This is a genomic window from Parabacteroides provencensis (assembly GCF_900232875.1).
GTDB classification, from domain to species: Bacteria; Bacteroidota; Bacteroidia; order Bacteroidales; family Tannerellaceae; genus Parabacteroides; species Parabacteroides chinchillae.
Genome location: NZ_LT960488.1, coordinates 1,373,669 through 1,387,038, shown reverse-complemented (window position 1 = coordinate 1,387,038; position 13,370 = coordinate 1,373,669). Strand labels below are relative to the sequence as shown.

General features: G+C 45.2%; 19 protein-coding genes. 17 read left to right on the top strand and 2 right to left on the bottom strand.

Annotation, left to right across the window (positions count from 1 at the left end; all coding sequences use genetic code 11):
• Nucleotides 1–4: 4 nt before the first annotated feature.
• On the bottom strand, nt 5–1,198 hold the full coding sequence (locus tag CTY47_RS06085; protein ID WP_099463878.1) for a DNA cytosine methyltransferase: 1,194 nt from the start codon (nt 1,196–1,198) through the stop codon (nt 5–7).
• Between the two features lie 197 nt (nt 1,199–1,395).
• Here CTY47_RS06085 and CTY47_RS06080 point away from each other — a divergent pair, with 197 nt between their 5' ends.
• From CTY47_RS06080 to CTY47_RS06000, 17 genes are all read left to right on the top strand, one after another.
• Nucleotides 1,396–2,604, top strand: coding sequence for a phage major capsid protein (locus CTY47_RS06080; protein ID WP_099463877.1), 1,209 nt, complete (start codon nt 1,396–1,398; stop codon nt 2,602–2,604).
• Complete coding sequence (locus CTY47_RS06075) at nt 2,604–2,921, top strand: head-tail connector protein (RefSeq protein WP_099463876.1); 318 nt, start codon at nt 2,604–2,606, stop codon at nt 2,919–2,921. Before CTY47_RS06080 ends, CTY47_RS06075 begins: the two co-directional genes overlap by 1 nt.
• Nucleotides 2,914–3,231, top strand: coding sequence for a phage head closure protein (locus CTY47_RS06070; RefSeq protein ID WP_099463875.1), 318 nt, complete (start codon nt 2,914–2,916; stop codon nt 3,229–3,231). Before CTY47_RS06075 ends, CTY47_RS06070 begins: the two co-directional genes overlap by 8 nt.
• Nucleotides 3,212–3,733, top strand: coding sequence for a hypothetical protein (locus CTY47_RS06065; protein WP_099463874.1), 522 nt, complete (start codon nt 3,212–3,214; stop codon nt 3,731–3,733). The genes CTY47_RS06070 and CTY47_RS06065 overlap by 20 nt, the downstream gene beginning before the upstream one ends.
• Nucleotides 3,730–4,089: a hypothetical protein gene (locus tag CTY47_RS06060; RefSeq protein WP_143813344.1), complete on the top strand. Its 360-nt coding sequence runs from the start codon at nt 3,730–3,732 to the stop codon at nt 4,087–4,089. The genes CTY47_RS06065 and CTY47_RS06060 overlap by 4 nt, the downstream gene beginning before the upstream one ends.
• A 2-nt stretch (nt 4,090–4,091) precedes the next feature.
• Nucleotides 4,092–4,520 carry a phage major tail protein, TP901-1 family gene (locus tag CTY47_RS06055; protein ID WP_099463872.1) on the top strand — a complete coding sequence of 143 codons (429 nt, stop codon included), beginning with the start codon at nt 4,092–4,094 and terminating at the stop codon, nt 4,518–4,520.
• Nucleotides 4,517–4,876, top strand: a complete 360-nt coding sequence (locus tag CTY47_RS06050; protein ID WP_099463871.1) for a hypothetical protein — start codon at nt 4,517–4,519, stop codon at nt 4,874–4,876. The genes CTY47_RS06055 and CTY47_RS06050 overlap by 4 nt, the downstream gene beginning before the upstream one ends.
• 35 nt (nt 4,877–4,911) lie before the next feature.
• On the top strand, nt 4,912–5,193 hold the full coding sequence (locus CTY47_RS06045) for a hypothetical protein (RefSeq protein WP_099463870.1): 282 nt from the start codon (nt 4,912–4,914) through the stop codon (nt 5,191–5,193).
• Nucleotides 5,190–5,657: a hypothetical protein gene (locus CTY47_RS06040; protein WP_143813343.1), complete on the top strand. Its 468-nt coding sequence runs from the start codon at nt 5,190–5,192 to the stop codon at nt 5,655–5,657. The genes CTY47_RS06045 and CTY47_RS06040 overlap by 4 nt, the downstream gene beginning before the upstream one ends.
• The gene (locus CTY47_RS06035) at nt 5,651–6,448 is read left to right on the top strand and encodes a DNA adenine methylase (protein WP_099463868.1); all 798 of its coding nucleotides are present in this window, start codon (nt 5,651–5,653) and stop codon (nt 6,446–6,448) included. The genes CTY47_RS06040 and CTY47_RS06035 overlap by 7 nt, the downstream gene beginning before the upstream one ends.
• On the top strand, nt 6,445–7,353 hold the full coding sequence (locus tag CTY47_RS06030) for a phosphoadenosine phosphosulfate reductase family protein (protein ID WP_099463867.1): 909 nt from the start codon (nt 6,445–6,447) through the stop codon (nt 7,351–7,353). Before CTY47_RS06035 ends, CTY47_RS06030 begins: the two co-directional genes overlap by 4 nt.
• Complete coding sequence (locus CTY47_RS17280) at nt 7,328–8,557, top strand: DNA cytosine methyltransferase (RefSeq protein WP_317044045.1); 1,230 nt, start codon at nt 7,328–7,330, stop codon at nt 8,555–8,557. Before CTY47_RS06030 ends, CTY47_RS17280 begins: the two co-directional genes overlap by 26 nt.
• Before the next feature lie 173 nt (nt 8,558–8,730).
• Entirely contained in the window at nt 8,731–8,961 is a 231-nt protein-coding gene (locus CTY47_RS06020) for a hypothetical protein (protein WP_099463866.1), read from the top strand.
• 14 nt (nt 8,962–8,975) lie between these two features.
• On the top strand, nt 8,976–9,305 hold the full coding sequence (locus CTY47_RS06015; protein WP_099463865.1) for a hypothetical protein: 330 nt from the start codon (nt 8,976–8,978) through the stop codon (nt 9,303–9,305).
• A 6-nt stretch (nt 9,306–9,311) separates the two neighbouring features.
• Complete coding sequence (locus tag CTY47_RS06010; protein WP_099463864.1) at nt 9,312–9,554, top strand: PH domain-containing protein; 243 nt, start codon at nt 9,312–9,314, stop codon at nt 9,552–9,554.
• Nucleotides 9,555–9,723: 169 nt separating this feature from the next.
• Nucleotides 9,724–9,990 carry a hypothetical protein gene (locus tag CTY47_RS06005; protein ID WP_099463863.1) on the top strand — a complete coding sequence of 89 codons (267 nt, stop codon included), beginning with the start codon at nt 9,724–9,726 and terminating at the stop codon, nt 9,988–9,990.
• Nucleotides 9,991–10,129: 139 nt separating this feature from the next.
• On the top strand, nt 10,130–11,164 hold the full coding sequence (locus tag CTY47_RS06000) for a GNAT family N-acetyltransferase (RefSeq protein ID WP_099463862.1): 1,035 nt from the start codon (nt 10,130–10,132) through the stop codon (nt 11,162–11,164).
• 60 nt (nt 11,165–11,224) lie between these two features.
• On the opposite strand, the gene CTY47_RS05995 is transcribed toward CTY47_RS06000, so the two are convergent.
• Nucleotides 11,225–12,445, bottom strand: coding sequence for a site-specific integrase (locus CTY47_RS05995; protein ID WP_099463861.1), 1,221 nt, complete (start codon nt 12,443–12,445; stop codon nt 11,225–11,227).
• Nucleotides 12,446–13,370: the final 925 nt, after the last annotated feature.

Sequence of the window (13,370 nt, the reverse complement as noted above, 5' to 3'; positions counted from 1 at the left end):
TCTTTTATTTATTAAGTTCATTATGTAAATTGTCAGCTATCGCTTTTGCTAAGAATGGAGGAACTGCATTACCTATCTGGTTATATTGCCCCAGATGTTTTTCGTCAACTCTCTCCTCCCTTTGAAGTAATTTTTGACTTACAACAGTAGGCTTCCCTTTGAATACATATGTATCTGGAAATGTCTGTATTCTGGCTCCTTCTCGTGGAGTGAAATTTCTATTTTTGTATGGATGTACAAAATTAGCGTAAAATGATGCTGCTATGGTATGGCATGGCTTGAAAGGATACATACGCCTATTATTTTGATCATATGTGGTTTCTGATTTCTCCCCATTCCCATTGCGTTTTAATGGTCTTAGATGTTCTGGAACATCTGAAGAAGAATCACCCCACGACATAGATTCAAATCTCTCAATCATTCGCTTAGAATGTTGCATTGAGGTGTGGTTATAAACCTTGGTTGAACCTAATCTCAATGTTTGTTGAAATTCATTTTGGGCATTTTTTGTATAATCCATTTCAAAGTCCCCTTCTCTCGCTTCGATATCAGGTAGATCTGAGATTGCATCCCATAATGTCGGGCATGGCAAGAGATTGTCTTCCATAGCTAACTCTTCAGTGCATATTACCTTATGAGTAGGTTTCGGAAACCAATTTCCAAGTTTTTTTTTCGACGCGATCACAATCAAGCGTTTCCTTATTTGAGGTACACCATAATCAGTTGCAGTTAATATATCCCATTTGACAAAATACCCTAAGTCCTCCAGTTCTTTTTGTATTATATTTATAACCAATTCCTTATTGGATGTTTTTGCTTTAATTAGATTAGGGACATTCTCCATAATCATAACTTCAGGATTCAAGAGTTTGCCAATCCGAATGAACTCTTCAAACAAACTATTCCTCGGATCCTTATCATCTCCTGCATTCCTATTGGCGATAGAAAACCCTTGGCAAGGTGGACCTCCAAGTATTATATCGGGTTTATTGCTTCCAAAGCAATTAACAATTTCGTCATCAGTCATCAGACATATGTCTTTAACTATTACGTTAACATTTGGGTTGTTAAACTTATATGTTTCTGCGGCCCATTTATCTATCTCAATTGCCCCGATAATCTCATACAGCCCTGTCATATGAAATCCCAAGCTAAAACCTCCAGCTCCAGCAAATGTGTCTAATATCTTTTTTTTCATTAATCAAATTATCTTTTTGCATTATATGCAAACGCTTCATATATAAGCAACTTACAAAGGTAGCAAATATTTCGAATACTTATTTGGGTTTTATAGCTATTTTTTAATACGACATACCTTTTCGAGACAAAGTTTCAGTAAAGCATAGTCGCATCAGGGTAAGTTTGCCACAAAACAATCAAAAATCCGATTAGAAAATGAGCAAACTAAAAGAACTCCGAGAGAAACGAGCAACCGTCTACACCGCCATTGATGAACTCCGCAAGAGTGCCGATGGGCGCGAGATGACCGCCGAGGAGCAGACCCGATGGGACACACTGCTGTCCGACTACGAAAAGGCAGACAAATTGGTCGAGCAGGAGGAGCGATTCCAGGAGGTGGAGCGTCGCCAAGCGGAACAGATCTACGAGAGTCGCCACAAACCACAAGGCAAAGAGACTCCCAACCAACCCTCTGACGAGGAGTACCGCACCGCCTTTATGGAGTACCTGATGCGTGGCGGCAACGAAATCACTCCCGAAAGCCGCTCCATCTTCGAAAAGCGTGCAGGTATCACCGGATTGTCGGGCGGTGTAATCGTTCCCAAGACGCTTGCCGACAACATCGAAATCGCTCTTAAGGCGTATGGCGGTATGTTTGAAGCCGGAACAATTCTAACCACCTCGACCGGAGGCGATCTGATTATGCCTACCATCAACGACACGACTTCCAAAGCTACGGTGGTTGCCGAGTACAACCAATCGACCAAGAAAGCACCAAGCTTCGGTTCGGAAACGCTTAAAGCTTATACCTACCGCACTCCGATTGTCCCTGTGTCGCAGGAACTTTTACAGGATAGCAACTTCGACTTGGAGTCGCTACTCAGCGGACTGCTTGCCGAGAGTTTTGGGCGTGGTATCAACGAGGACTTGACCGTTGGAAACGGAACAGGCAAGCCGAAAGGTATTGTCAATTGGGCAACCGCATCAGATGCTGCTCCCGTGGCTGCAGCCATTAAGTTGGACGATATTATCGACCTGCTCAAGTCGGTAGACTCGGCATACGCCCGTAACGGACGATTTATGTTCAACCGAGAAACGCTGTGGTCGCTCGTGAAAATCAAAGATACCACAGGACGCTACATCTGGCAAGAGGGAGCGAAAGACGGTACGCCTCCGACACTCTTTGGCAAGAGCTACATTCTCAATGACGATGTGGCTAATATCGGTGCAGGCAATGCTTCGATGTTGTTCGGCGACTTCTCCAAGTACAAAATCCGTATGGTGAAGAATTTCCGTGTGATTCGCCTAAACGAACTCTTGGCAGAGTATCTCTCTATCGGATTGTTCGGATTTGCTCGTGTGGACGGTATTCTGTTGGATGCCGGAACGCACCCTGTCAAGAAGTTGGTTCATGCTAATGCATAATGGCAGAGTTACCTATCTCTTTGGAGTTGGCGAAGGCTCATCTTCGTGTGGGGGACTCCTTGCGCGATGATGAACTGATAGCCGAAAAGTTGGAGATGGCGTTTGGCATTGCCGAGGATATGACCAATCGGGATATTCGAGCTGAATACACTGCCGAAACCATTCCGCCTGCTATCAAGGCTGCGGTACTGCTGATTCTCGGAACGCTCTACGATAATGAGTCGGACAATATTGTGGGCCGTTCTGTTTCAGAACTCTCGCTCACCGTAGAAAAGCTCTTGCTCCCCTGGCGGGTAACACCTTACGGCGATGTTTGACACCCGAATTGAAATAATGGCTTACAGCCAAGAACGAGATGACTACAACGAACGGACGATGGAACTTGTACCGATAGGCACGTTCTACGCCCAGAAAACCGAGAGTGGCGGTCGTGAGAATCTCTATGCCAGTCGCATTGTCCACGAAAATGAGGTGGTTTTCACGATTCGATACTCCGACAAAATCAAATCGGGAATGTTTGTCCGACTCGATGGTCGGGATATGAAAATCACCTCTGTCCACGAGGAGGGTCGCAGAAAGTATCTACACCTTAAAACCATCAAGTCCGATGCTGAAAATCAAAGTTGAGGGATACAAAGAGGCCAAAGCGATATTGGACGAACTACCGAATAATATGCAGAAGCGAATGCTCCTTACTGCATTGAAAGGTTCTGCCAAACCAATGCTGCAATCAGCAGAGGGGAAAGTGCCGATCAAAAGTGGCAAACTCAAAAAGATGCTTCGGGTGGTACGGTTCAAAGATCGCAAAGCATCCAAATCGGAGGTGTCAGTAGCAGTAAAGCCTGTATTTGAGCGCACCAAGAAAAAGGGTGCAATCAATCAATACTACGGTAAGTTTATCCACGAGGGTACGTCCGATGTCCGCAAATCCCGAAAGGGTAAGATGCTCGTCTTTGTGAATCAGCAAGGCGAAAAGGTATTTGTCAAAAGTGTCAAGGGTATAAGAGCCAATCCATTCTTGGAGCAGGCCTATCGTGAGAGCAACGAACGGACGGTAACCATCTTCGGAGATGAACTCGCCTCGGCAGTAGAAAAGTTTGTAACAAAGAATTTTAAACCAGTCAAATGATGACCGATTTCAAAAAAGAGCTGATTGCTAAACTGGAGGCGGCAATCCCCGAACTCCGAGATAAGATACAAGCCGGAGCAATCGATGCAGAAACGCCAGTGCCTTATGCGGCATATTCAACACCGGAGGAGACTCCTGTGCGAACGATTCACGGCATTGCCGGATACAACACGCTGTTTGATTTGTCGGTCTACCACTCCAAGATGTCGGAGGTGGAGAAGTTGAAGCATCAGGTGATTCATGCCCTGGAGGGAGAAACGATTGCCGACAAACGGTGCTACTATAAGGCTTCGGAGTATGGTTTTTACCCGGATTATAATATTCACGGCTATATACTCACATTCAGAATCATATAAAAATGGAAAAGAAAGTAATACAAGGCGAGGATATTATCCTCTTGGTGGATGAGAAAGCCACGCTCCACGCCACCACGCATACATTGAAAGTGGACTTGGAACTCAAAGAACTGCGAACCAAAGATACCAATGGCAAAGAGAAATCTCCGGGCGACATATCTTGGTCGGTGGATGGTGACGGATTGGTGGTAATTGACGATTCGGTGGAGAACGCTCATACCTCCGAGGATATTCTCGGTATCGTACTGAGTAAGAAGATTGTTGATGTGGTGATCAAATCGCCGATGGCAGGACTGACCAAAACCTATTCGGGCAAGGCATTTATCACCTCATTCTCGCTTGGCGCACCTGCTGGCGACAATGCTACTTACAGCTACTCGCTTACCGGAAGCGGCAACCTAAGCCCAACCCCTAAAACTCCTCAAGCATGAAAGAGATTATCGTAAACGGCAAAGCCCTGCCGATCCATTTCGGACTCAAGGCGATCAATGAGTTCACCAAACTTCAAAATGGAGATTTCCACGATACGGTAACTACCACCGATTCGCTGGGTAGTCTGGACTCCATCGTAGCACTAACCGTTTCGGGACTGAACGAGGGAGCGAGAAAGTCGAAATCCGAAGTGCGGTATACTGAAGATGAGGTATGGGATCTCTTTGATGAGAACCCGAAACTGATCCTCGAAGTATCGGAAATCTTTATGGAGGCGGTGATTCCGCTGACCGATAAACTCGGTGCATTGGGAAACGCACAGCCGACAGCGATGGAGGAGAGCCAGAGCGAGTAACCTACGAAAAGTGGTTTGCCGTTGCTGTCGGACAAATGGGTTTGCGGCCCGATGATTTTAATGCACTGACTCCTGCCGAATTTATCTACGCATGGATCGGCTGGAGTGAACTGGAGCAGAATCGCACCAAGCAGGCGTGGGAACGGGAACGATGGTCAGTATGGGTTGCCACTTGCATTCAACTTGACAAAAAGGATCGACAACCAATGACTCAGATGTTTCCTCTGCCTTGGGAGGGGGCAGAGACCCTTTTAGACAAACCGCTCACAATGGATGAGCGCAAGGAACGAATAAATAAAATACTCAATCGGAAATGAGATGGATATTACTTTTTATAGTGTTGTTGTCTGCTTGTTCGCCGCTGAAACGAATTCAGCGGAGCGAAAAGAAGGACAGCGTGGTGATTGACAAAACGGTCACGGAATTAGTCAGAAACGAGGTTGAAAAACAGATCGGCTCGTTGTCTCAAACGGTCGTGGAGTTCTATCCTCCGCAAGAGCTACCTACTATTAACATTCCAAGCCCCAAGGTTCAGAGTGATTCAGTAAATCCCAAAGTTGTAGCTCCCATCAAACGCATCGTCCGTACCGAAATAAACACCCAATCCGATAAGTCGACCGTAACCGATAGCACTGTTCATCAGAACATTCAGGCGCAAGTCAAAACGGATGTTGTCGAACAAATTGCCGAAAAACCTCCGGCAGTTGTGTCGTGGATGAAGTGGGCGGCCATCGCTCTGATCGTTATTCTAATCATATTAATAGTCATCAAATTATGGTAAAATCCTTACTTAAAACACCGATATCCTATTACGGAGGTAAGCTACCGCTCCTCAAACATATCCTGCCGTTAATTCCCAAGCATACGCTTTTTACAGAGGCATTTTGTGGAGGCTGTGCTGTGTTCTTTGCCAAAGAGCCAGTCGAATGTGAGGTAATCAACGATATGAATCGGGAGCTAATCAACTTCTATCGTATCGCCCAAACTCGCTATCCGGAACTCAAGGCACAACTTGACGGAACGCTCCACAGCCGTGACTCACACGCTCACGCTCGACACATTAATGCTTACCCTGAGTTCTTTACCGAGATAGAACGAGCTTGGTCGGTATGGGTATGTAGTAAGATGGGGTTTGCCTCGATGTTGGATGGCACATTTGGTTACGACCGCAGCGGAACAACGGCCCTAAAACTCTTTAACGCCAAGGACAGCTTCACCGAAATGCTGTGCAACCGGCTCAAGAAAGTAACCATTGAAAATGGAGATGGCATCCGAGTCATTACCCGCTATGATTGCGAAACAGCATTCCATTTTGTCGATCCTCCCTATGTCGGTAGCGATTGCGGTCACTATGCAGGCTCATTCAATGAGGAGAATTTCTCTGAACTCTTGGAAACCCTCGCCCAAATCAAAGGCAAATTTATGCTGACGATGTTTCCGCACGATAAAATCCGAGAGTTTGCAAACCACCACAAATGGAAAATCCACAAGATTGAACGAACCATCTCGGCAAGTAAAACCTCACGCAGGAGACAAGAAGAGTGGATCACTTGTAATTACGAACTAAAATGACACGGACGGAATTACATATCCGGCAACAGTGGAATTTGACACAGAAGATCGATCATTCGCTTGGCGCTCTCGACCAGTTCATCTCTCACACCAACGGGCAATGCTACATTGGGTTCAGTGGTGGCAAGGACAGTACCGTTCTGCTACAACTGGCCCGAATCATCAAACCCAATATCAAAGCCGTTTTCTGCAATACGGGAAACGAATATCCCGATATCGTAAGATTTGTTCGCTCTACTGAGAATTTAGAGATTATCTACCCAAAACTCAAACCGCACGAAGTTATTGAGCAGTATGGTTTTCCACTTATTAGCAAAGAGAGCAGCGAAACACTGCATTATCTGAAGGTCAATCCTCAATCCGTAAAATCACGCAGGGCGTTGCGAGAAATCGAAACAAATTATCGTGGTTTGATCGCACGAAAGTATCTCCATCTGAAAGATGCTCCATACGAGATATCCTCCTCCTGTTGCTCCATCCTCAAAAAGCGACCGTTTCTGATTTACGAAAGAGAACACAAAGTCAGCCCCATCTTGGGAATCATGGCATCGGAGAGCAGTATGCGGAAAACGCTCTATGTAAAAGCAGGCGGTTGTAATATTCTCTCCGGCAAGCGTCCGGTAAGCAATCCACTCTCAATATGGAACGAACAGGATATTTGGGACTACATCAAAGATCGAAAACTTCCCATCGCCGATATTTACCACAAGGGTGCACAGCGCACAGGCTGTATGTTCTGCGGCTATGGCTGTCAATTCAAGAACGACAACCGCTTGAAGCTGATTTATGAACTCTATCCGAAAATGTATCATCGGTTTATGAGCTACACCAACAACGGCATCCCATACCGTGTCGGACTACGGGAGGTGTTATCAATTAATGGACTCTCCCTTCCCGATGAATAAAACAGCACATCGTATGAATCAGAATAAACTATTAACCCATGGATCGTTGTTTAGTGGCATCGGAGGTTTCGACTTGGCGGCAGAGTGGGCAGGGTTTCAAAATATCTTCCACGCTGATAACAACGACTTTTGCCGTCAAGCACTCGAACATCAATTCCCTAACTCAGACAGCTATGCAGATATCACAACAACCGACTTTTCAAAATACCGAGATAGGATTACCGTACTCACCGGAGGGTTTCCCTGTCAGCCCTTCTCCCTGGCTGGCAAGCGAAAGGGAGCGGCAGACGACCGCTACCTCTGGCCAGCAATGCTTGACATCATTCGACAGGTCAGACCGACTTGGATTATTGGTGAGAATGTTATTGGAATCGCCTCGATGGTACTCCCCGGTACGGTCGTTAAAGTGGAAGACGAAACCAATTTGCTCAGTGAAGATCACCGAGTCGTCGAAACCGAAGAACAGCGATTCGTCATCGACCGAATCTGTGAGGATCTTGAGCAAGCGGGATATTCCGTCCAACCGCTTGTTATTCCGGCTTGCAGCATCGGTGCGCCCCACAAACGAGACCGAGTGTGGTTCGTTGCACGACTTGATGAAACGGGAGCTGCTTCCGACGCCAGTCTCCTCGGATGCCACGATGGGGGCGGTGATCGGGAAAGAGGATACCTTCCGAATCACCTCAACAGGAATGCCACGCAAGGTGAACCGCAACGGTCAGGACGGGAGTGTGGGGTTGGCAAGGTTGGTGAAGTTGTGGGATCTGCTACCCACACCAACTGCGACCGATGCGACTCGTGGCGGGGAGATCGTAACGGGCAACCGCAAGATTCGTCCGAGCGGAACGGAATACAGCCTGACGTTGAACGACCTTGCCAAGAGCGGACTGCTACCGACACCTGTGGCGAGCGACCGCAACGGAGGTTCGACACGGACAGATCCGAATCGGCAGTTCAGTTGTGCGTTGCAGGACTATGTTCACGGAGTGGCACAGCAGAAAGACGAATCGTTGATTGGTCACTCTTCCCAACTCAACCCCCGATTTACCCTGGAGATGATGGGATTCCCCGCCAACTGGCTGGACTGCCCTTATCACACAAAAAGTGGCGAACCGAAGCGGTAAAAGCGTGTGGTAATGCCATCGTTCCGCAGGTGGCTTATGAGATTCTGCGAGCAATTCGAGAAGTCGAGATAAATAGTTGATTTAGAGCGCAGAACCGACGCAGTAAGTGAGAGTAGAGGCAAGCTTGCTTGACTATGCCGAACTACAAGGAGGAAATCGAGCGATAGCGAAGATAAAGATGCGAATTAACTGGCGTGTTCCAAATAAAAGCGCGTACTTAGCAGTATAATAAATAACTAAAATATAGTACGTTATGAATAATACTAATAGTTACGACTGGCAAGCAAAATCAAAGCAGATAAAAGAGGTCTACGGCCTACGCCACCGCCCCGATATTTTAAGCAACCACACATCAGCCTTCGAATGGGCCAACGGTATGAGAAAACTGCACTTCGTGATTCTCGGTGACGATTGCAAATTCTGGGTGGCTTGTCCGGCAGATGCCTCTCGGTTGATTAAGGCAGGTTACGAATACGCTAAATAAGAATAAACACGATTATGACAACGGCAATTATCGGATTTACCAACCCGGACGGCACAATCAAATCCATCATCCTGAATGCAGATGGTTATCCCGACCATGCAGGAGAATTGCTTGTCGAGCATTTTAATACACCAGAATTGGCAAGCCGACTTATCGATGGCGGAAACCTGCGGTCAATTGATACGACTATTGAGGCCTGCGTGTACTACAAAGACCGCCAAGGTGAGGATTGGGAGGACATCAAGCCCGAAATCTACCGCAACTTCGGCCACTATTTAAATAACAAGTCCGGAACCGATTATCTCTACCTCTTTCAAGACGGCAAATGGCATTTAAAAGAATAATAAACAATGAAACTACGGAATTTTATAGCTTGCCTGGATCAAGCAAAGCGCAATCTGCAAAAGCAGTGTGCAGACAACGGCTACGAGGTTTGCCCCATCGAAATTTCAGAAAACGCTGACATCTGTTTGCTGCACGAAAAGTACTTGCAGATTACCTATACCACCGATGATTATCAAACCTATATCATTGCGGAGATGGAGGGCGACAAACTGACTTTTATCGAAGTCGAGTTTCAAGAGTACGAATAATATAATAGTAGAAAGAGAGCTATTCCCCTGCCCGAAAAGTAGGGGAATAGCTCGTAAAACAATCGCATAACTCTCTGTAAATAAGCAAAAAAAGATGCAAATTGTCTGGCGTGTTCGGAAAGATTGTATTACCTTAGATTCAAGATAAACAACTAATGCAAAGCAAATTATGGCAAAGAGAATAACAACCGCAGAGGCAACCGAAATGGCACAATTCTTTCTTAGTAAGAAATACGCAGGTACAATATCAGACTTCAGAGTCCACACCGAGGCAGGCGGTTCAAAAGCCATCGCAACCTGCATGGTGGATTGCAAAATGTGGAATCAACACTTCAAAGTAGAGGTGGTTATGGATGCGGTTTACAACACTATAGAGGCCAGAGAGTACCATCACGAGGACAACCTTTCATTCTACCGCAATCCAGACCTGCAATAACATTCCGAATATCAAACTGTTTACAGGAAATTCACCAATCGGACTCTCTATCAATTTAGATAGAGAGTTTTCTGTTTCCTATGTAAATTCATCGGGTTTGGAATTAATGTTATACCTTTGCCGATAAATACTTTAGACTATGCCCACAGCAAAAATTATATATAGAACCGCCACCGAGAGTGACATTCCTTTTATGAAAGAGATGTTGATAGAATCTTGCGTGGCTTCCGGTGTAACGGAAATCAGTGTTGATAATCTGCACGAACATCCCGATACTGAAATAAATATTAAAGGGTGGAATTGCGAAACTGAGCCCGGAGTTATTGCAGAGACTCAGTCGGGTGAATCTGTCGGTGCTGCTTGGTTAAGGAATTTGCCGGAGTTAGGACATTCTGTTGGAGAGTATCTTCCCGAAATAGCGATAGCTGTATCCACGGAACATAGACGAAAAGGAGTTGCTGAGTGTATGATGAATGAATTATATCGAAAATGCTTTGATCATGGCATCCAGCGTATTTCATTGGGTGTTCACTGCGACAATCTTCCGGCAATCAATCTCTACAAAAAACAGGGTTGGAAGCAAGACGGCGTTTTCAAGGAGTATATCATGATGAGCAGGCAAATAGGCAAAAACCTGCATATTGAATTGGATGTAACCCATCCTGCGAATGCGTGGCTCGAAAAGCAAGCTGATAAAATTGGAGCTAAAGGTCATTTCGGAACTCACATAGATTGTTATACATCTGTTCCAAAGAAGGGTGAATTTTACCTTCCTGTTCATCTAATTGATTGTCAGCAGGAGATGCCAACGCTTGAAGATGTAGCGGCATTACCATCGCTCGGCAATAAAGCATTGATACTGTACACAGGTAATATGTATCGAAATGATTATGGCAGCAAGGCATATTTCGATGAAACGGACACGACCGTACAAAAGGAGGTGCTTTTGAAAATATTGGATAAATCGCCTCAGTTGATTTTGATCGACTCTTATGGAATCGGCAAACACGGCAGCCATCATCAGGAGTTGGATAAAACGTGCGAGGCTTCGGGTTGCTATGTGGTTGAAAATATTCGGATCGCACCGGAAGATGTTGCTGAAATAAAAGTAATCCATGTTAAATTTGATTTGGACTATCCATCAACAGGCAAGCCTTGTTCTGTTACTTACTAAAATATAACGAGTAGAACTCCTCAGAAGGGTGATTCTACTCGTTATAGGCAGTTTACTGCATCAGATATTCACCGCCATTCCGTCAATCTTTCGGGCAAGGGCATCCATATCCTGGCTCAACTTCTGGTTGGTGATGCGGGCATAAATTTGAGTGGTTCGGATGTTGGTGTGGCCGAGCATTTTACTCACCGTTTCGATAGGTACTCCGTTGCCAAGCGTGACCGTTGTGGCGAAAGAGTGCCTACTTAAATGGAACGTAACTCGCTTATTTATACCGCACAAAGCAGCTACTTCTTTCAAATAATCGTTGATCTTTTGGTTCGAAGGCATCGGGAATAATTTATCTCCTCGTCCCGTTCCTGCGTATTTCTCAATAATCCGGCGCGGTATCTCTAATAATCGGATATTGATGGGTACTTTAGTCTTCTGCCTTTTCGTCATCACCCACAAGTTGCCTGCGTTGTCCTGTTGGATATGGTCGGTGGTTAAACCGCTGACATCTATGTAACTGAGTCCGGTATAGCAGCTGAACGCAAACATATCACGCACGAGTTCAAGTCGTTGGCTGTCGAACTTTTTCTCCAACATCGAGTTGATTTCTCCTTGTGTGAGGTAGCCTCTATCTACCGCCTCGAAGTGAAGTTTGTGGTTGATGAATGGATCGGTACTGACAAGCCCTTCAGCTCGTGCTTGGTTATAGACCGTTCGGAAGCGTTGTACAAACTTGGTGGCTGAGTTGTTTTCGAGTGCACATTTAGTCTTGAGCCAAATATCGAACTCCTTGATAAATCGCAAGGTCAAGTCTTTGAGCAGGATGTCATTTACTCGGTACTTCTCTCTCATAAACTCGGCAAGTCGGTTTCGGGTTAGCAGGTAACGGCTATAGGTTTTCTGCGTGGATGTTTTGCCTACCGTCTGCGCGTAGTCGTTATTATAGGTATCGAAATACTCCAAGAGTCGGGTAGCGTTAGTGTCGAGTCCCATTACGGAGTTCTTCAGTTTGTCAGCTGTGAGTGTCTCTCCGATGCGAACCATCTCATTGTATCGCCCCTTTACCAAAACCATTAGGTCATTGAGTGACTTGTTGATGATCTTCTCGTCCGGAGTCTGGCCGAGCGTTTTGCACTCCTTGGGCAGCCAACGTTCCGGCAAGATGTCAAACTTGGTCGAGAAGTGCGACATTTTGCCGTTAATCGTGATTCTTGCCATAATCGGCACTCGGCCATCTGCTTTGGGTTTTCCCTTTTGAATGATAAAGAGAACGGTGAATGTACTTTTCATCTGTTTCTATTTTTTAGTGTTCAACAATTACTACGACAAAGGTAGCGTGAGTTTAATTGCCATAGAAACAAACAGATACACAAGAAACGACACTAACAGCGACACTAAAAATCAATCAAGCGACACCAATACCGACACTAATCATTCGATGGAATAGGTTACACGATTTTCTGAACCTTGGTTACGATTTGGTTACTTTTTACGGTCGTAAGTCCCACGACTTTAAGGCCGTAACTAAATACAGCACTAAGAGCGACACTAAAAACGGTTTTAGACGGTGTTTGATTATCAAAGAGTTATCAATCAGGCGTCTGGATACGAAAAAGGCGACAAATCAGTGATTTATCGCCTTTGTGATCCCGCTGGGTATGCTTATTGTTTAATTATATATTTGAGTATCAAATAAATACACCAAATGGTATTCGCAGGTTATGCCGTGGTTATGCGTTAATGTCGCATCGTTTCGCCCGAAAATACGAAAAGGCTCATAATCTGTCGATTACAAGCCTTTTGTGATCCAGCTGGGTAGCGTTCGCGACAATACATTTATTTGATTATCAAAGCAATAAATCAAATAAATATCTTGAGGTTACACGCAGGTCACAGCATAATGTCGTACCAATAAAAAAGGCTCGGAGATAAATCTCTAAGCCTCTTTCCTTAAGTGATCCGCCTGGGTTATGAACCAAACGTTATTTCTTCCTCAATATCAGTACTTTCAGAAATTTCGGCTTTGTACCCGTCACGCTTTAGTCCTTAAAAACTGTCTGCTGTTGTCCGGTGTCTGTCTGCCAACATCTTGGGTTCAAATGTACGCATTATTTTTGAATTATGCAAACCGTTGAAAATAAACATTCTAAGGTTAGTGCAAGGTGCAAGCTATATATATAGATATATACTTGCACCTTGCACTAAAAAAATCACT